Source organism: Pseudoxanthomonas koreensis, assembly GCF_041890415.1.
In the GTDB taxonomy this organism is placed as follows: Bacteria; Pseudomonadota; Gammaproteobacteria; order Xanthomonadales; family Xanthomonadaceae; genus Pseudoxanthomonas; species Pseudoxanthomonas koreensis_A.
The window spans coordinates 2051599-2070491 of the sequence record NZ_CP169056.1; the positions used below are offsets into that span (position 1 = coordinate 2051599).

The 18893-nt window shown below is 70.1% G+C and carries 13 protein-coding genes; 5 read left to right on the top strand and 8 right to left on the bottom strand.

Translation table 11 applies throughout. The annotated features are described in order from the left end of the window. The first annotated feature begins 27 nt into the window (after nucleotides 1-27). From tilS to ACEJ41_RS09455, 3 genes are read left to right on the top strand one after another with little or no spacing between them, the layout of a single operon-like run. Nucleotides 28-1332, top strand: a complete 1305-nt coding sequence (gene tilS, locus ACEJ41_RS09445; protein ID WP_374014109.1) for a tRNA lysidine(34) synthetase TilS — start codon at nucleotides 28-30, stop codon at nucleotides 1330-1332. 31 nt (nucleotides 1333-1363) lie between these two features. After that, nucleotides 1364-1621, top strand: coding sequence for an exodeoxyribonuclease VII small subunit (locus ACEJ41_RS09450; protein WP_374012029.1), 258 nt, complete (start codon nucleotides 1364-1366; stop codon nucleotides 1619-1621). Further along, nucleotides 1611-2564, top strand: a complete 954-nt coding sequence (locus tag ACEJ41_RS09455; RefSeq protein WP_374012030.1) for a polyprenyl synthetase family protein — start codon at nucleotides 1611-1613, stop codon at nucleotides 2562-2564. Before ACEJ41_RS09450 ends, ACEJ41_RS09455 begins: the two co-directional genes overlap by 11 nt. Nucleotides 2565-2876: 312 nt before the next feature. On the opposite strand, the gene ACEJ41_RS09460 is transcribed toward ACEJ41_RS09455, so the two are convergent. Continuing rightward, entirely contained in the window at nucleotides 2877-3254 is a 378-nt protein-coding gene (locus ACEJ41_RS09460) for a DUF4870 domain-containing protein (protein ID WP_374012031.1), read from the bottom strand. Nucleotides 3255-3318: 64 nt separating this feature from the next. Further along, nucleotides 3319-4689: a metalloprotease PmbA gene (gene pmbA, locus ACEJ41_RS09465; protein WP_374012032.1), complete on the bottom strand. Its 1371-nt coding sequence runs from the start codon at nucleotides 4687-4689 to the stop codon at nucleotides 3319-3321. A 433-nt stretch (nucleotides 4690-5122) separates the two neighbouring features. Here pmbA and yjgA point away from each other — a divergent pair, with 433 nt between their 5' ends. Continuing rightward, nucleotides 5123-5713: a ribosome biogenesis factor YjgA gene (gene yjgA / locus ACEJ41_RS09470; protein ID WP_374012033.1), complete on the top strand. Its 591-nt coding sequence runs from the start codon at nucleotides 5123-5125 to the stop codon at nucleotides 5711-5713. 140 nt (nucleotides 5714-5853) lie between these two features. Here the strand turns inward: yjgA and tldD are convergent, their stop codons facing one another. From tldD to ACEJ41_RS09490, 4 genes are all read right to left on the bottom strand, one after another. Further along, nucleotides 5854-7299, bottom strand: a complete 1446-nt coding sequence (gene tldD / locus ACEJ41_RS09475; RefSeq protein WP_374012034.1) for a metalloprotease TldD — start codon at nucleotides 7297-7299, stop codon at nucleotides 5854-5856. 142 nt (nucleotides 7300-7441) lie between these two features. Then, nucleotides 7442-11503, bottom strand: coding sequence for a YhdP family protein (locus tag ACEJ41_RS09480; RefSeq protein WP_374012035.1), 4062 nt, complete (start codon nucleotides 11501-11503; stop codon nucleotides 7442-7444). Between the two features lie 61 nt (nucleotides 11504-11564). Continuing rightward, entirely contained in the window at nucleotides 11565-13052 is a 1488-nt protein-coding gene (gene rng, locus ACEJ41_RS09485; RefSeq protein ID WP_374014110.1) for a ribonuclease G, read from the bottom strand. 8 nt (nucleotides 13053-13060) lie between these two features. Beyond that, entirely contained in the window at nucleotides 13061-13639 is a 579-nt protein-coding gene (locus ACEJ41_RS09490; RefSeq protein WP_374012036.1) for a nucleoside triphosphate pyrophosphatase, read from the bottom strand. 153 nt (nucleotides 13640-13792) lie between these two features. Here ACEJ41_RS09490 and ACEJ41_RS09495 point away from each other — a divergent pair, with 153 nt between their 5' ends. After that, nucleotides 13793-14509: an SIMPL domain-containing protein gene (locus ACEJ41_RS09495; RefSeq protein WP_374012037.1), complete on the top strand. Its 717-nt coding sequence runs from the start codon at nucleotides 13793-13795 to the stop codon at nucleotides 14507-14509. Nucleotides 14510-14937: 428 nt separating this feature from the next. Here ACEJ41_RS09495 and ACEJ41_RS09500 read toward each other — a convergent pair whose 3' ends face one another. Together ACEJ41_RS09500 and rlmH are read right to left on the bottom strand one after the other, a co-directional pair. After that, nucleotides 14938-18030 (bottom strand): carboxypeptidase regulatory-like domain-containing protein, encoded by a 3093-nt coding sequence (locus ACEJ41_RS09500; protein WP_374012038.1) that lies wholly within the window; start codon nucleotides 18028-18030, stop codon nucleotides 14938-14940. A 297-nt stretch (nucleotides 18031-18327) separates the two neighbouring features. Beyond that, complete coding sequence (rlmH, locus tag ACEJ41_RS09505; RefSeq protein ID WP_374012039.1) at nucleotides 18328-18798, bottom strand: 23S rRNA (pseudouridine(1915)-N(3))-methyltransferase RlmH; 471 nt, start codon at nucleotides 18796-18798, stop codon at nucleotides 18328-18330. Nucleotides 18799-18893: the final 95 nt, after the last annotated feature.

Here is an 18893-nt window from a genome sequence, read left to right on the forward strand (position 1 = left end):
TCGGACCTGCCGCCGCTGCCGCTCCCCATGGAGGACCTGCAGGGCCTGCAAGGTGCCTGGGTCGTCGGCTTCAGCGGCGGCCTGGATTCCACCGCCCTGCTCCACCGCCTGGCCGCCGAAGCGGCGCACCGCGTGCGCGCCGTGCATGTGCATCACGGGCTGCAGCCTGCGGCCGACGCCTGGGCGGAGCATTGCCGGCAGCAGGCACTGCGGTTGGGCATTCCGCTGGACGTGCGCCACGTGGAGGTCGCCCGCGATAGCGGCGCCGGCCTGGAAGCCGCCGCACGCCAGGCCCGCTATGCCGCATTGATGGCCGCACTGGCACCGGGCGACGTGCTGGTCACCGCGCATCACCTGGATGACCAGGCCGAAACCTTCCTGCTGCGCGCCTTGCGTGCGTCCGGCCCGGAAGGACTGGGCGCGATGCGTCCACTGCGCCGCCTGGGCCACGGATGGCACTGGCGTCCGCTGCTGTGGACCGCGCGCGAAACCCTGCATGCATACGCACATGCGCACGCGCTGGAGTGGGTCGAGGACCCCAGCAACGCCAGCGCTGACCCGGACCGCAACTACCTGCGCCTGCACGTGCTGCCGGTGCTGGGCGGGCGTTGGCCCCATGCCGGCCAGGCACTGGCACGCAGCGCCAGCCTGTGCGCGCAGGCCGACGCCTTGCTGGAGGCCGACGACCGGCATCTGCTGCGCCTGCACAGCGGCGACGACCCGCATGCCCTGCGCGTCGACGGCCTGCGCAGCCTGCCCGCCACCCGCCGCGCGCGGTTGCTGCGGCTGTGGGTGCGGCAGCTGGGCCTGCCGCGCCTGCCTGGACGCGGCGTGGAACGGATCGAGCACGAGCTGCTCGCAGCCCGCGCCGACGCCCGCCCCACCCTGGCCTGGGCAGGCGCGCGGATCACGCGCTGGCGCGACCTGCTCCACGCCGACGTGCTGCGTGCACCGCTGCCGCCGCAATGGAGCGCGCGCTGGGACGGCCGCGCAGCGCTGGATCTTCCCGACGGTGGCCGCCTGCTCCTGCGCGACGACGCGGGCCGGCCTTCCGCCACCGGCTTCGCGTCGCCGCTGCTGGTGCACCCGCGGCGCGGTGGCGAACGCATCGTCCTTCCCGGGCGCGGGCACTCGCACACGCTCAAGCATGTCCTGCAGGCGCGCGGCGTGCCGCCCTGGCGACGTGCCCACCTGCCGTTGCTGTGCGGCGACGATGGCCGCCTGCTGGCCGCCGGCGACGTGGCCTGGGCTGACGACATGACCCGCTGGCTGCGCGCGCACCACCTCCACCTGGCCTGGTATCCGCCCGGGACCGCTGCGGCGGCGCGTTGACCCCCCCGGTTGCACCGCGCACACTTCGCACATGCCCAAGGACACCACCCCCGACACCTCCCAGGTGGCCCAGTTCGAACACTCGCTGGACGAGCTGGAGCAACTGGTCGAGAAGATGGAACAGGGCGAGATGACCCTGGAAGACTCGCTGGCCGCCTACGAGCGCGGCGTCGGCCTGTACCGCCAGTGCCAGGGCGCGCTGGAGCATGCCGAGCTGCGCGTGCGCCTGCTCGCCGACCCCGACCAGCCCGACACCGCCCGCCCCTTCGCCGCCGACGATGGCGCCTGAGGCATTCGGGCGCTGGGCCACGCGCACCGAAGCCACCCTCGAACGCCTGCTGCCGGACCCGGCCGCCGCGCCATCGCGCCTGCATGCGGCCATGCGCCACGCCGCGCTGGGCAGTGGCAAGCGCATGCGCCCGCTGCTGGTCTATGCCACCGGCACCGCGCTGGGCGCGGACCAGGCCCTGCTGGACGCGCCGGCGGCGGCGGTGGAACTGGTCCACGCCTACTCGCTGGTGCATGACGACCTGCCGGCCATGGACGATGACGACCTGCGCCGCGGCCGCCCCACCGTGCACGTGGCCTTCGACGAGGCCACCGCGATCCTGGCCGGCGATGCCCTGCAGACCCTGGCCTTCACCGCCCTGGCGGCGGCCCCGGCCCCTGCGCAGTTGCGCATCGACTGGGTGCACGCGCTGGCCGACGCCGCCGGTGCCGCCGGCATGTGCGGCGGCCAGGCCCTGGACATCGACGCCACCGGGAGCGCACGCGGCCAGCCGGCCGCCAGCGCGCCCGCGCTGTCGACCACCGGCAAGGACGCAGCAGGTCGCCAGATGTTCGGCGGCGACGCCCTGGCGCGGCTTGAGCGCATGCATGCACTCAAGACCGGCGCACTGATCCGCGCGGCGGTGCGCATGGGCGCACTGGCCGCCACCGCGGATCCCGCGGTCCTGGCCCGGCTGGATGGCTTCGCCGCCGCGCTCGGCCTGGCCTTCCAGGTGCGCGACGACCTGCTGGATGTGGAAGGCAGCTCCGAGCAACTGGGCAAGACCGCCGGCAAGGACGCGGCCCAGGCCAAGGCCACCTACCCGGCGCTGCTGGGCATGGACGGCGCGCGGCTGCGCCTGCAGCAACTGGCGGTGGACATGGATGATGCCCTGGCTCCGCTCGGCGACCGCGCCGCCACCCTCGCCGCGCTGGGTCGGCTGGCAGTCACCCGCACGCATTGAGGCGGCGTGCGGTAGGAGCCGGCCTTGCCGGCGACCACCATGCCTGACGGGTCGTCGGCAGGCGGTTTCCCATGACGGTCGCCGGCGAGACCGGCTCCTACAACAGCACAATGCAGACCACTGTGCCTGACGGGCCGTCGGCTGGCGGTTTCCCATGGCGGTCACCGGCGAACAGCACAACATATATGCGGGGCGCACGGCCCTGGCATCCCGCACGACGTGCAGGGGCGGCCTTGACGCGAGTCCCGCAACGAAAACGGGGCCCGGTTTCCCGGGCCCCGCGTGCATCCGTGTCGCTGACGCCCTACCCGATCACTTGATCAGGCGGAGCGCGAACGGGTAGCGGTAGGCCTCGCCGTTGTTGGCCTTCATGCCACCGAGGATGCTGAAGACCAGGTTGGCGATCATCAGCACCGGGAACACCAGCAGGCCGATGAGGATGAACGAAAGCACCCAGGCCACGACGTAGCCGATGAACAGGGTGATCTGGAAGTTCAGCGCTTCCTTGGCCTGGTCGGTGACGAACCCCTTGGCGGCGTCGTCCTTGCTGACCAACCAGATGACCAGCGCGCCGATGAAGCCGGTGATGATGCCCAGCAGGTGGGCCAGCAGCGCCATGGTGCGCTGGTCCTGCGGCGCAGCACCCTCCGGCGCGGGCGGCGGTGCGGTAACGTTGTCGAATTCGCTCATCTTGTTCCCCGATAGTGTGTTGAAGGTGGCGGCGCCGTCCGGCACTCCCCGCCGGGGAGGATACTCAATCCGCGCCGGCAACGGTCATTTCACCTACCAGAATCGGCCCGGTGCGCACGTGCGAGCGCAGGTCGGGCTGGCTGCCGACCGCCTCGATCCGGGCAAACATCTCGCGCAGGTTGCCGGCGATGGTCAGCCCATCCACCGCATACGCGGCCGTACCGTCCTCGATCCAGAAGCCCGCCGCACCGCGCGAATAGTCTCCGGTGACGCCATTGACCCCCTGCCCCATCAGCTCGGTCACCAGCAGGCCGCGACCCATGCCGCGCATGATCTCCTCCAGGGTGCCGGCATTGGATGAGAGCTGCAGGTTGTGCACGCCGCCGGCATTGGCGGTGGTCTCCAGGCCCAGCCTGCGCGCCGAATAGCTGCCAAGCACGTAGCGCTGCAGCACCCCGTCCACCACCAGCGGGTTGTCCGCGGTGGCGACGCCATCGCCGTCGAACCAGGTGGAGCGCAGGCCGTGGCGCAGCAGCGGCCGCTCATCGATGCGCAGCCACTGCGGGAACAGCTGCGTGCCCATGCTGTCGAGCAGGAAGCTGGCCTTGCGATACAGCGCGCCGCCGGACACCGCGCCCAGCAGGTGGCCGACCAGCGAGCGCGCGACCTCGGCGGCAAACAGCACCGGGTATTGCCCGGTGGGCACGCTGCGCGGCGCCAGCCGGCCAGCGGCGCGCTCGGCGGCGCGGCGGCCGATCGCGGCCGGTGCCTCCAGGTCCTCGCGGGCAAGGCCGATGCTGTACCACCCGTCGCGCTGCATGCCCTCGCCCTGGCCGGCGATCAGCGCGACCCCGAGCGAGTGCTGGGTCTCGCGCTCGCGGCCGATGAAGCCATGGCTGTTGGCATAGACCGACAGGCTCTCGCCGCTGCCGAACGAGGCGCCGTCGGAATTGCTGATCCGCGCGTCGGCCTGGCGCCCGGCGGCCTCGCAGGCCAGAGCCAGGTCGATCGCTTCGTCGGCGTGCAGCCGCCAGGGATGCCAGGTATCCAGGTCGGGAAAGCGGCCGTCCGCCTGCGGCCGTGCCATCAGCGCCGCATCGGCCAGGCCCGCGGCCGGGTCGTCCTCGGTGTAACGGGCGATGGCGCAGGCCTGCTCGACCGTCGCCTCCAGGCTTGCCTCGTGCAGGTCCGCGGTGCTGGCGCTGCCCTTGCGCTGGCCGACGTACACGGTCACGGCAATGCCGCGGTCGTTGGACGCCTCCACCGTTTCCACCTCGCCCATCCGCACCGACACATTGAGCCCGTGCTCCTCGCTGCAGCTCACCTCGGCCTGGCTCGCGCCCAGCGCGCGGGCGCGGGCCAGCAGCTGCTGGGAGATCTCCGCCAGCCGATCCAGCCGCTGCTGGCTGTCGTCATTGCGCGCGATGTCGTTCACCTGTTGCACCTCGGAAAAGTGTGTTGTTCGATGGCGCGCACGGTCCGCGGCGGCACTCGCATGCAACCTCCAGGACTGCACCAGCGCCTCCAACCCAGCCGCGAACCCAACGCCACGAAGGACGCCGTACCCCGGGGATATGGCCCAAGTGGCACATGGATGTGCCACGGCCCTGAGTAAAGACAGGATGTCGTCCCGAAGGGTGGGCCATATCCCCGGGGTGCGGCGGCCCCATCCGAAGCCTGCGTTCCTGCCTTGGTAAAGACAGGATGTCGTCCCGAAGGGTGGGCCATATCCCCAGGGTGCGGCGGCCCCATCCGGAGCCAGCGCTCCTGCCTTGCACTGTCGCCGATGCAGACACGGTTGCCCGCAGGGACGCGGCCATCCTTGGCCTTGCAGGTAGAATCGCATCCACCCGAAAGAACTGTGCCCCATGCGCGGACGCGACGAAGACACCGGTGAGTTCCTCTCCCCCAGCCGCAGCCAGCAGCGCCGCGAAGCGCTGGGCGTGCTTGAGCTTGCCGAAAAACTGGCCAGCCTCACCCCGAGCCAGCTGTCGAAACTGCCGATTCCCGAGGACCTGCTGCCGCACCTGGAGCACACCCGCAAGATCACCGCCCACGTCGCACGCAAGCGCCAGCTCGCCTTCCTGGCCAAGCAGATGCGGCGCGAGGACGATGAAGCGCTCGACGCCATCCGCGACGCCCTCGACGAGGACGGCGTGGCCGCCCGCCGCGAAGTCGCCCTGATGCACCGCATCGAAGCCTGGCGCGAGCGCCTGCTGGCCGAGGGCGATGTCGCCCTGGGCGAACTGCTCGACGAGCTGCCCGCGGCCAACCGCCAGCACCTGCGCCAGCTTGTCCGCAGCAGCCTGGAGGAGCGCAAGCGCAACAAGCCGCCGCGCGCATCGCGCGAACTGTTCCGCGAGCTGCGCACGCTGCTGGGGGGGCACGCTGCCGGCAGCGATGCCGATGCTGCGCCCGGCGATGGCGACACGCCGGACGACGACCTCACCGACGACTGAGCCACCCGCGCACCGCATGCGCATGGCCGACCAGTCACGGCGCCCGCACGCCCGTGCATTGCTGCGCCGCATGCGTGTCGCCCGCGCAGGCATGGCCAGCACCGTCCCGCGCGCGGGCCGATGCACATCCACGCCGGCCCTCACGCCCGGGTCCCGCCTACGGTCAGCCCGTCGATCAGCAGCGACGGCTGGCCCACGCCCACCGGCACGCTCTGCCCATCCTTGCCGCACACGCCCACGCCCTCGTCCAGGGCCAGGTCGTGGCCGACCATGCGCACCTTCTGCATCGTCTCCGGCCCGTTGCCGATCAGGGTCGCGCCCTTGACCGGCGCGGTGACCCTGCCGTCCTCGATCAGGTAGGCCTCGGTGGCCGAGAACACGTACTTGCCGCTGGTGATGTCGACCTGGCCACCACCGAAGTTCACTGCGTACAGGCCCTTCTTCACCGAGGCGATCATCTCCTGCGGGTCGTGGTTGCCGGCGAGCATGTAGGTGTTGGTCATGCGCGGCATCACCAGGTGGGCGAACGACTCGCGGCGGCCATTGCCGGTGGGCGCCATGCCCATCAGCCGCGCATTGAGCGAATCCTGCATGTAGCCGACCAGCACGCCGTCCTCGATCAGCGTGGTGCAGCGCGTGGGCATGCCCTCGTCGTCGATGTTGAGCGAGCCGCGGCGGCCCTCCAGGGTGCCGTCATCGACGATGGTCACGCCCGGCGCCGCCACCCGCTGGCCCATGCGCCCGGCGTAGGTGGACGTGCCCTTGCGGTTGAAGTCGCCCTCCAGGCCGTGGCCGACCGCCTCGTGCAGCAGCACCCCGGGCCAACCGGGCCCAAGCACCACCGGCATGGTGCCGGCGGGCGCGTCGATCGCCTCCAGGTTCACCAGCGCCTGGCGCAGCGCCTCGCGCGCCAGCGCCTCCGGGCGGCCACCGGAAAACAGCTCCGCGTAGGAATAGCGGCCACCGCCGCCGGCATAGCCGGACTCGCGGCGGCCCTGGTGTTCGACGATCACCTGCACGTTGAGCCGCACCAGCGGACGCACGTCGGCGGCCAGCACCCCGTCGCTGCGTGCCACCAGCACCGTATCCACGCCGCCCGACAGGCTCACCGACACCTGGATCACGCGCGGGTCGGCCGCGCGCAGCAACCGGTCCAGCGAGCGCAGCAGCTCGACCTTGTCCTGGTTGCCCATGCCGTCCACCGGGTCCAGCGCCGGGTACAGGGCGTGGCCGCCAGTACGCACCAGTTGCCGCGGCGGTTGCGCGCCACCGTCGCGGGCGATCGCGCGCGCCGAGGCGGCGGCCAGGCGCAGGGCATCGGCGTTGATGTCGTCCGAATAGGCGAAGCCGGTCTTCTCGCCGCTGATCGCGCGCACGCCCACGCCCTGCTCGATGGAGTGCGCGCCGTCCTTGACGATGCCGTCCTCCACCGACCAGCTCTCGCGGCGGGCGTGCTGGAAGTACAGGTCGCCGAAGTCGATGCCCGGCCCCAGCAAGGTATTGAAAGCCCGGTCCAGGCCGGTGGGATCGAGGCCACCAGGCAGCAGCAGGCGGGATTCGGCAAGGGTCAGGCTGGAAGCGGTCATCGTCAACGCGGACTCGGGCGGAAGGGCTGCGGCGGTATCGGCGCGCTGTCTATCATGACAGCAACCTGCAGCCGGCCTTCATGTGGAGGCACAGCGCGCGCATCCGCCGGCGCGATGCAGTGGCGGTGCCGTGCGCGGCATCTCAATCGCGCGGCGGCACGCCGGCATCGGCCTGGTCGGGAGCGGCCTGGTCGGGAACGGCTGGCGCAGCGTGCACGGGCGCTGCAGGGTCTTCGGCGGCGGGCGGTGGCGCAGTCGCCTCCTCCTGCGGCGCCGGGTCGCGCGTGATCACATCCACCCTGGGTTCCTTCCATGGCCCGCTGACCCGATAGGTGCGCGCGCCGATCTCGCCCAGCGGTTTGCGCAGCACCGCGTTTGCCGCCGCGCCCACGGCCGCGCCCACCGGCCCGCCGGCCACCGCGCCGACCACGGCCAGCAGGTTGCCGGACTTGGGCTGCACGTCGATGGTCTGGTCGAAGCGCTGCGCGCGCAGGTCGGTATGGCCGCGAATCAGGATGTCGGCCGCGGGGCCTTCGATATGCATGTCGTCGGTGTGGGCCGCGCCATCGGCGAAACGCACGCTGCCCTGCAACTGGCTGAAGGCAAAACCACGGGAGAAGAAATCCCGGAAATCGAGGATCAGCCGCCGCGGCAACTGGGCCACGCTGAGCAGGCCGAGCACGCGCCCGGCACCCGGCTCCACCTCCAGCAACTGCCCGTCGCGCACGTCGATGTGCAGCGCACCTTGCAATGCGCCGAGGCGGAAGCCGGCGGGCGATCCGGGCCAGCGCGCGTCCAGGTCGATGCTGCCCTTGCCGCGCGCCAGCCAGTCCGCGTAACCGAGGCCGGCAACCAGGCGGCCCATGTCCTCGCTCTCCACCCGCATCTGCAGGTGGGTGCGTGCGGCCGCGCCCTGGCCCAGCCACTGGCCGGTGATGTCGGTGCGCTGCCAGTCCGAGCGCAGTTGCAGCGCATCCACGCGCAGGCCTCCGGCCACCGGGCGGGTGCGCAGCGTGGCCCGTCCAAGTTCCGCACCGCGGTAGCGCAGGTCGTCGATCTCCAGCACCAGCGGCGGGATGCCGGCCGGGTCGAAGCTGCCGGCCGGCACGCCGGATGCGGCAGCGCCAGGTGCACCGGCAGGTGCGGCCGCCGCGGACGCGGCGCTGGATGTCGCGGCAGCGGCGTCCGTGCCTGTTGCGGGTGCCGCCGCGATGGCGGCGGCCGCTGTGGCCGTGGCCGCAACGCCAGCCTGCGCCGGCGCACCGGTATCGTTATCGGCCTCGGCAGTCGCGGCTGCCTGCGGTTGCCAGTGCAAGCGGGTGAAATGGCCGTGCACCGGCAACCCGTCCTGCTCCGGCACGGTCAGGCTGCCCGCCAGTGCCGGGCCATCGACGCTCACCGCCACCGCCCCGGGGGTCGGGCGCAAGCGCAGCCGTGCCTGCGCAAATTCACCCCCGAGCAAGTGCAGGCGTGTGGCCAGCAGGTCCACCTGGCGCAACGGCAGCCCACCATCACCGCTGCCCTTGACCAGGCCGATCCATTCCAGCGCATCCAGTTCGTGGGTGCGCCCGCCAATGACGATGCCCGATGCCGGCGGCTCGGCGGCCACCGTCGCGCTGCCCAGGGTGACCTGCACGCCGGTGGCGCCGTTGCGCTCGCGGGTGCGGATGGCCAGGCGCTGGCCCATGGCCACGTCGATATCGCCGCTGCCCAGCGGCAAGGCCACCTTCACCGCCGCACCCAGTGCCTGCGCGGCCGGCTTGTGCAGCGGTGAGGGAAGGTCCAGGCGGGTGCCGACCAGATTGGAGCGCAGGCGCAGTTCACCGGCCACGGTATCGTCCGCACTGGCGCTGGCGCCGGCCCGGGCGCGCGGCACGGCCAGCATCAGGTTCCAGGTCGAGCGGCCGCGCACGTACGGCTTGAGCCAGTCCAGCGACGGCGCGCGCGCGAGCAGGTCGGCCGCCGCCATCGGCACCCGCAGGTCGGCTTCGAACGACTGCGCCGCATCGCGCACGTGCGGGCTGCCCGCACGCAGCGCCAGCACGCCGCGCTGGCCACCGTGGACCACGTCCAGCGCCGCGGCGGCAAACCCGTCGCTGTCGTAGTGCGCCAGCCCGCGCACCTCCTCGAACGCCAGGTTCCAGCGCTTCTCGGCAAGACGGGCACCCAGCAGTTCCACGCTGCCCTCGACCCGGGCCGGGGCATCGTCCCGGTGCAGCGGCAGGTTCAGCACGAAGCTGGCGCGTGCCGGGCCCGATGCGTCCAGGTTGTCCAGGGTCTGCGCGTGTTCGGCATGCAGCGGGCTGCGACGCAGCAGCGCCAGCAGGCGCGCGGCATCGGCGGTGGCCTGGGCACGTACCTGCAGCGGCGCATCGCCGTAATCGGCGATGCCGGCATGGAAACTGCGCACCGGCACGCCGCCCAGCTTGCCGCGGCCCTGCACCTGGAATCCATTGCCGACGAATGCCACCTCGGCGGCGGTGTCGTCCAGCGCCGGCCACTGCTGCTGGAAGCGGAAGCGGCCGCGCTCGATCCGCGCACGCGCATCGAACAGGCCGTTGCGGCGGGTAAAGGGCCAGTCGTCCAGATCGCCGGAGATCAGCGCGCGGCCGCCACGCACGCTGCCGTCCTCCAGCGCCATGTCCAGCCATTGCACGGCAGCCTGCGACATCGAGTGCCGCAACCAGAATTTCTTGGCGGCCGGCACCGGCGCATCGTCCAGTTCGGCGGCCACGTCGATCCACGGCCGGCTGCCGTCCGCCTGGAACCACAGCCCGCCGCGTACATGGGCGCCGTAGTCCACGCCGCGAATGCGCAGCGCCGGCGTGCCCACCCGCCAGCCCGCGCCCTCGCGCCAGCCGAGCAGGTGCCCGTCAAGCTGCACCTGGTGGACCACGCCGAAGCCACGCGGCCAGTCCACTGCCAGTGCGCTGCCCGGGTCCAGCGCCAGTTGCCAGCCCTGGGCATCGCCCTGGAATGCACCCGACAGCCCCGCCACCCCGGGCGCGTCGCCGACCACGGCGATGGCCAACCCGTCCAGGTGCCCGGACACCCGCAGCGCGCCACCTCGCTCGCCGGCCAGCTCCAGCTTCGAGACCCGCAACCGTGGGGCGGCATCCAGCAGCCAGGCGCGCTGCGACGCGGGCAGGCGGTCGCCCAGCGCGGCCAGCGCAAACAGTGGCGTCGCGTCGATGTCGCGGGCTGCCAGCGCATAGCGCGGGCCTGCGGCCGCGGTCAGCCCATCGAGCACCTGCGCGCCACGCGCATCGGTCATCCGCAACAGGGGCGCATCCAGGCGCCAGCCACCATCAGCCATGCGCCAGCGCAGGCGACCACGCAGTTCGTCGAAGGCATGCTGCGGACGCGCCCGCCCGGGCAGCGGCGCGCCGGACAGCACGACCCGGTGGAACTGGAACTGGCTGGTGACCTGCACCGGGCGGTGGCCCTGCAGCAGCACCCAGCCCTGCATCCGCCCGTCGCCGGCGACCGGCGCCACACCGGCGTGGCGCAGCAGCGGCGCCCATGCGGCCAGGTCGTCGCTGTCCAGGTCGATGTAACCGCGGCCATCGCCGCTGCCGCGGTCGAACTCCAGCGCCAGCCGCAAGGGCTGGCCGCGGGGGCCGACCCAGCCGCGCAACCCGGCCTGGAGCCGTGCCCCGTCCACCCGCAGGCGCAGGTCGATCCGCGGAATGCTCGCCTGCAGGCCCAGTTGCGGCGCATCCACATCCAGACGGCCGCCGATCACCTGCAACTCGCCTAGGCCTTCCAGGTATTCGAGCGGATCGACCTGGCTGGCCTGGGCTGCCGGCAGGCCACGGATGGACCAGCGGCCGTCATCGGCACGCTGCAGCGCCAGCGACGGCCCGCGCAGCCGCAGTTCGGTGAAGGATCGGCCAGGGAACAGGCCGGCATACAGCGAGACGAGCACCTCGGCCTGGCCGACACGCACGCCCTGCTCGCCCTCGCCGATGTGCAGCCCATCCAGGCGCAGCAGCGGCCCGCGCCGGGTCCATTGGGTCTGCAGCCGCTCGAATGCGACCGGGCGCCCGGCCTTGTCGCTGAGCCAGGCGGCGATGCGCTGCGGGTGCCGCTCGGCCAGCGGCAGCAACTGGCTGAGCGTGCCGATCACCAGCGCCACCATGACCAGGACCACGGCCAGCAGGTAGGCAAGCCAGCGGCGCAGCCAGCGCAGGTGGCGACGCATCAACGCGGCACCCGGCGCCCGGGGGAAGTGGTCAGCATGTCACCCACCCCGCATGCCGCCGCTACAGCAGCACCACATCGAACTGCTCCTGCAGGTACTGCTCGTCGGCCTGGAAGCGGATGCTCTTGCCGAGGAACTCCTCCAGCTCGGCCACCGCGGCCGACTCCTCCTCGGTGATGCGCACCACCACCTTGGGCGAAGCCAGCACCAGCAGGCGCGCGGCCTCGAACTGGCGCACCGCGCGGGTGATTTCGCGGAAGATCTCGTAGGTCACCGTCTCGGTGGTCTTGACCGAGCCGCGGCCGCCACACTCCGGACAGGCTTCAGACAGCTGGTGCTCCAGGCTTTCGACCGTGCGCTTGCGGGTCATCTCCACCAGCCCCAGCGGCGAGAAGTCGTACACCGTGGTCTTGGCGTGGTCGCGCGCGAGCGATTTCTCCAGCGTGCGCAACACCTGGCGACGATGCTCCGGATCGGTCATGTCGATGAAATCGATGATGATGATCCCGCCCAGGTTGCGCAGGCGAAGCTGCCGCGCCAGCGCCTGCGCGGCCTCCAGGTTGGTGCGGTACACCGTTTCTTCCAGGTTGCGCTGGCCCAGGAAAGAGCCGGTGTTGACGTCGATGGTGGTCATCGCCTCGGTCTGGTCGATGACCAGGTAGCCGCCGGATTTCAACGGCACCTGCTTGTCCAGGGCGCGCCCGATCTCGTCTTCGACGCCGTACAGGTCGAAGATCGGGCGGTCGCCGGTGTACAGCTCCAGCTTCTCGGCCAGCACCGGCATGTACTTGGCAACGAACGCCTGCAGCTTGTCGTAGGTATCGCGCGAGTCCACCCGCACCCGCTCCACGTCCTTGCGGATCAGGTCGCGCACCGAGCGCAGCGGCAGGCTCAGGTCTTCGTAGATGATGCTGCACGGCGCGGCCTCGCGGCCACGGCGCTCGACCACGTTCCACACCCGCGACAGGTAGGCGATGTCCTCGGCCAGGGCCTCGGCCGGCTGGCCCTCGGCGTTGGTGCGCACGATGTAGCCGTGGCCGCCATGGCTGGCCGCCAGCTCCGACACCAGCGCCTTGAGCCGCTGGCGCTCGGCCTCGTCCTCGATCCGTGCCGACACCCCGACGCTGCGCGATTGCGGCAGCAGCACCAGGTAGCGCGATGGGATGCTGATCTGGGTGGTCAGGCGCGCACCCTTGGTGCCGATGGGGTCCTTGACCACCTGGACCACGATCTCCTGCCCGTCGCGCAGCAATTCCACGATCGATGGGGTGGCCACCGGCTGCGGCGCGACGTCCTCGGCCACGCCGGCGGCCACCGGCGCGGGCCGGACCACGTCGTTGGCGTGCAGGAATGCGGCGCGCTCCAGCCCCACTTCGACGAATGCCGCCTGCATCCCGGGCATCACCCGTTGCACCTTGCCCTTGTAGATGTTGCCGACCACGCCCCGGCGCCAGCCACGCTCGATGTGCAGCTCCTGCAGCATGCCGCTTTCGACCACGGCCACGCGGGTTTCGCGCGGGGTGACGTTGACCAGGATCTCCTCGGACACGACGGCGCTCACCCCGTCACCCCGGCGCCGGCACCGCCCGCCAGCAACCGCACGGTGTGGTGCAGGGGCAGGCCCATGACCCCGGAGTAGCTCCCGGCCAGGTGTTCGACGAACGCTTCGGCGCGGCCCTGGATCGCATAGGCGCCGGCCTTGCCCATGGCCTCGCCGGTGGCCACGTAGGCCTCGATCGCGGCGTCGGCCAGCGGCGCAAAACGCACTTCGGTCGCCGACAGGGCCTCGCGCTCGCCGGTTGCCTCCACCACCACCACCGCCGACAGCACGGTGTGGGTGCGGCCCGACAGGCGCCGGAGCATGGCTGCGGCGTCGGCCGCGTCGATCGGCTTGCCGAACACTTCGTTGTCCAGCACCACTTCGGTATCGGCGCCCAGCACCTGCGCGCCAGGCTCGGCCGATACCGCGGCCCAGCCGGCGCGCGCCTTGTCGCGGGCCACGCGGCGCACGTAGTCGGCCGCCCGCTCCCCTGGCGCCCGGATTTCCGGGACATCGACGTCGAGCAGGCGGTAGTCAAGGCCGAGGCGTTCAAGCAGCTCGGCGCGGCGCGGGGATCTGGAGGCCAGGTAAAGCATGGGGAAAGGATAACCTGCGACGGCCGGCTGAATGCCGGCCCCATCCGGTTCAATCCACCGGGCCCCCAACAGGCTCACCGCGCGTTCATCCCTGCAGACCGACGCTGCGCGCGTCCCGTGCCGGTCGCACCGTACCCCAAGGAGAACAATCCCATGCGCACGCCCCTCGCCACCCTGCTCGCCCTCCTGGCCCTGTCCAGCCCCGCGGTTGTCCATGCCCAGGCACCGGCCGCACTGCCGACGGACGCCACGCTGCTGTCCGTCTCCACCCAGGCGCAAGCCAGCCGCGCCCCGGATATCGCCACCCTGTCGGCCGGTGTGGTCACCCAGGCCGCCGACGGCAACAGCGCCATGCGCCAGAACGCGGAGCTGATGAACAAGGTCCTGGCGGCGGTGAAGGCCGCCGGCGTGGCCCAGCGCGACGTCCAGACCAGCGGCATCAACCTGCACCCGCAGTACCACTACCAGGAGAACCAGCCGCCGCGCATCACCGGGTACCAGGCCAGCAATACCCTCAGCCTGAAGCTGCGTGACGTGGCCGGGATGGGCAAGGTGCTCGACGCGCTGGTGGCCAGCGGAGCCAACCAGATCAACGGCCCCAGTTTCGGCATCGACGACCCCGAGCCCCTGTACGACCAGGCGCGGATCGAAGCCCTGAAGCTGGCCCGGGCGCGCGCGGAAACCTACGCCAAGGCGCTGGACCTGCGCGTGCGCCGGGTGGTCAGCGTCAACGAGGGTGGCGGCTCGATGCCGGGGCCGATGCCGATGATGGCCCGGGCCAAGGCCGAAGCATTCGACAGCACCCCGGTGGCTGCCGGCGAGAGCAGTGTCTCGGTGCAGTTGGAGGTGGTGTTCGAACTGGGGCGGTAGGCACGCCCCAGGCTCAGGCGACCCCGGGCACCCGCGGCACATGCGGGGGTGGTGCGGCGGGAAGCCATGGTCGCGGCGGTGCGGTGCGATGCCTGCTGCCGCTCATGTCCCCCGGCTGCGGCCTGCGGCCGCAGCCTCCTCCTTGACTTCCCGTCAGCAGGCATCGCACCACACCGTGTCACGCTCATCGGCCGCCGCATGTAGGAGCCGGCCTTGCCGGCGACCAGCCTGCATGCCCAGGGTTGCGATCGCCGGCAAGGCCGACCCCTGCAAAGGAGTCGCGCCCTGAGGCCGCGCCTGCAACGGCGCATCCATGCGCCGAAGCGCCGCGGCACTGCATCCGCACCCTCCCTTCGGTTGGGAGAAGAACCAAAAAAAGCCGCCGGCATGAAGCCGGCGGCAATCTGTAGCAGTAACGGTGCGCGGGATCAGAAGTCGTAACGCGTGGTCACCCTGATCGTACGCGGCTGCGAGAACAGCAGTTCCTGACCGAAACGCTGGTCCGGAGTCACGCGGTTCTCCGAGTACTTGCCGTACCACACGCCCGACACCTGGCGATTCAGCGCGTTCAACACGTCAAGCTGGAAGGTCAGCTTGTTGTTGGCCCAGTTCGGAACATAGGCCACGTTGAGGTTGAGCTGGAACGTCCAGGGGTTGTTGCCGGCCGAGCCACGCGACGCGAACCGATAGTCGGCCGACGGCGCGACATAGCCAGGCGCACCCGGAGGCGTACCCGTACCAGCCAGGCCGCAGAAGTAGTAATACGAGCCGTTGTACAGGCCTGCATCCGCGGTCGGGTAGTAACTGGTGCAGGAACGCGGGCGGCCGGACGCCATGATCAGGCTGGCACCGGTACGCCACTCAGGCGACCACTCGTAGTAACCGAACGCCTTCAGCTGGTGCTTGCGGTGGTTCGGCAGCGGACCGTTGGCACCGACCATGAGCTGCGGCAGATCCCAGTCCTGGGTCACCGACACGTCTTCCTGACCGCCAGCACCGGTATCCAGATCGGAAGCCAGCTGACCCTCGGTGTTGCCGTAGTTGCGCGAGAAGGTGTACTCGACCTTGCCGTAGAAATTGTTGGCGAAGGCGCGCTCGAGGAACAGGTCCACGGCATAGTAACGACGCTTCAGCTGCGGCAGGTCCAGCTGCTGGGCACTGTAGTGCACCTGCTGGAAGCCGCCATCGGCCTGCTCTTCCCAGAACGTGTTGCCCACGCCCGGATTGAAGATGAAGCAGCCACCACTCAGCGCCGGAGTACAGGTATCGTCGATGGCGCTCTTCAGGTCACGATAGGTCAGCTTCGCACCCCAGGCCAGGTTGTTGCCCAGGTCCTGCTCCATACCGACGATGAACTCGTCCTGGAAATGGGACTTGAGGTTGACGGCCGCCACGGTGCGCGGATCCGGCGAGTTGCCGCATTCCAGGTTCGGTGCCATGACGGTCGAACTGCCCGGGCACAGGTAGCCCACGTCCGTCACCGGCACATTCGTCAGGCCCGTCGGGTTGCCGCTTGCGTCCACACCGGTGTAGGTGAAGTACTCAAGGGTGTACAGCGAGCCGGACGCCGCACGCACGGCCACGTTGTTGGGCAGCGCCAGGTGATAGCGACCGGCGTTGGCAAACAGCTTCAGGGTGGAATCCCCGAACACGTCCCAAGAGGCGCCGATGCGCGGTGCCCACTGGTTGCGCTGGCTCACGTACTTCTCGCCACCGCCAGTGAAATTGCTGAACTGCTCGTTGCGCAGGCCGAGTGACAGCAGGAAATTGTCGGTGACCTGCCAGCGATCCTCGATGTACTGCGCCTGCTGCTCGGTCCTGACCGTCGCGATCTGGGTGTAGTACTGGCGACGGACGTAGTAGCCATCCGGGCCGAACCCGCCGGCGGATGCAGGCGAGCCGATGCCATGCGACCCGTCAATCGGTGCGGTCGGATTGTCGGTGCGGGAGTACACCCACACGAAGCCACCGCCGTACTCGCTGCCGGTGAAGGACTCGGCGTCCATGGAGTCATAGCCGATGCGGATGTCGTGGTTGCCGATGCGGTAGCCGACGTCCAGTCGCCAGCCTTCGGTTTCGTCGTAGGCACCCGGAATGCCGACACTCGCGGCGGTCCAGCAGCCCGAATAGTTGGCGACAGGAATCGACGGATGTCGTGATGCGGCACTGGAGGAGGTGCGCGGGCAACTCGGGTCGTAACCCCACGGGTCTTCCGAATGCTCGATCTTCTGCTGGCCGTACAGTGCCGAGACCGTCAGGTTGTCGGTCAGGTAGCCGGTGTACTTGCCGATGTACAGCTTCGCGTCATCCTTGTTCTTGGTGCCGGCGTTCTGCACGGTGCCCGGCGTGAACGTCGCGTAGTCGTACGTGTAACCGACCGACTCGTACTCGGTGACATCGGACACGCCGGTGAACTCGAGCAGGTGGTTGTCGGTGATGTACCAGTCGATCTTCGCGGCCCAGCGCGGGAAATCCCACTGGTAGTCGCGATAGGCGTCCGGCGTGGTCGCACCCGCCTGGCTGGTACTGGCCACGCCCGAACCATCACGACGGCTCTGCTCCGCATCGGCGTAGATGAACAGGCGGTCCTTGATGATCGGGCCGCCGACGTAGATACCGGTGGTCTGTTCCCAGTACTGGTTCTTGTTGCGGTACTGATAGAGCGTTCCGTCGGTTCGCTTGGCCGGATTCGGATGGTCGGGACCATGCATGCCGGTATCCGGGAAGTACGTGTTGCGCGGGCTTGCGCGCAGGGATTCCGGACTCCAGATGGAGTAGATGCCACCCTTCCACTCGTTCGTACCGCGCTTGGTGACGATATTGATCACGCCGCCCGTCGAACGACCGAACTCGGCGCCGTAGCCGCCCGTGAGGACCTGCTGCTGCGAAATCGCATCGAACGGGAGGGTGGTGAAGCCGAGCGAGGTGAGCGGATTGGTGACCGCGTAACCGTTGATGTAGTACGCGTTCTCGGACGAAGCCGCACCGCCGAAGCTCGGAATAGTGCTGCCACTGTCACTGAGGTAGCTGTCGCTGCGCACGACGCTGGGTGCCAGCAGCGCCACACTCGCCACGTCACGGCCGACCGAGATCTTGCTCAGCTGCTCGGCGGTGAAGACGGTGCGCGTGTCGACCTGGGAGACGTCGAGCGCCGGAACGGTGGTGCCCAGCACTTCAACGCGGTTGAGGTTCTGGATGTCACCGTGGAAGGAGACCTCGGTACCACCGGCGATGGTGACCAGGATGTTCTCGCGCGTGCTGACGGTTTGGCCATCCTTCTGGAGCGTCACCCGGTAATTGCCGTTGGGCAGGTCCGACGCCCGGTAACGACCCGCCGAGTCCACACCAAGGGTGCGGCTCTGGCCGGTATCCATGTTCTGGACGACTACCGTGGTGCCCGTTTCAGACGGCACGACACCGAAGATGCTGCCGGTCACGTTGGACTGGGCCTGGACGCCACCGGCGAAGCACATACCCAGTGCCACACCCAGCGCGGTTCGCTTCAGGACTCTCCTCCGCATTTCACTCTTCATAGTTTGTGCTCTCCGTTGTGGCCGCCATGGCCGTCGTCGTCGTAGGCCTGCCCGGTGTCGAAAGACAGGGTGCCGAATAGCAGGGTGTCGAGAGGCTACACCCTTTCATGTGAAAATTAAAGTTTCGTTAGACCTGGTGCCCAAGTGGGTTACGCCTGCCAGGCAGGGATCGGTAATGTGTCCCAGCACACGGTTCATACCACAGGGTATGGAGGAACAGTAGCGTCACGCAGCCACTTCTTGAGCCAGGTCAACATCTGGCGCGCATCCTGGGCCGTATGGCGTCTAGCCCCGGTGATACGGGTGGTTGGCCAGCAGCGCGGCGGCCCGGTAGAGCTGCTCGGCCACCACCAGGCGCACCAGCATGTGCGGCAGGGTCAACGGACCCAACGACCAGGACTCGGTTGCGGCGGCCAGGACGTCGGGGGCGTGGCCCTCGGGTCCGCCGATCAGGAAGGCCAGGTCGCGGCCCTGCCCGCGCCAGTGCTCCATCCGCTGCGCCAGTTGTTCGGACGTCCAGGCCTTGCCGGGAACATCCAGGGCCACGACGTGCGCATTCTTCGGCAGCGCCGCCAGCACCCGCCGGCCTTCGTCGGCAATCGCGCGCACGGGGTCGCGGCCCTTGCCGCGCAGGCCGGGCTCCACCTCCACCAGTTCCAGGGGCAACCAGTGCGAGAGCCGTTTTCGGTACTCGACGAAACCTTCGGCGACCCACGGCGGGGCGCGCTCGCCGGTGGCGATCAGACGTGCCTTCATCGGGACATGATAGCGGCGACGTGCCGCGTGCCCCCGACGCCAGCTATTCCCGCGCAGAAGCCCTGCCATGCCCCGTATCCGGGCTGCTACGGTCG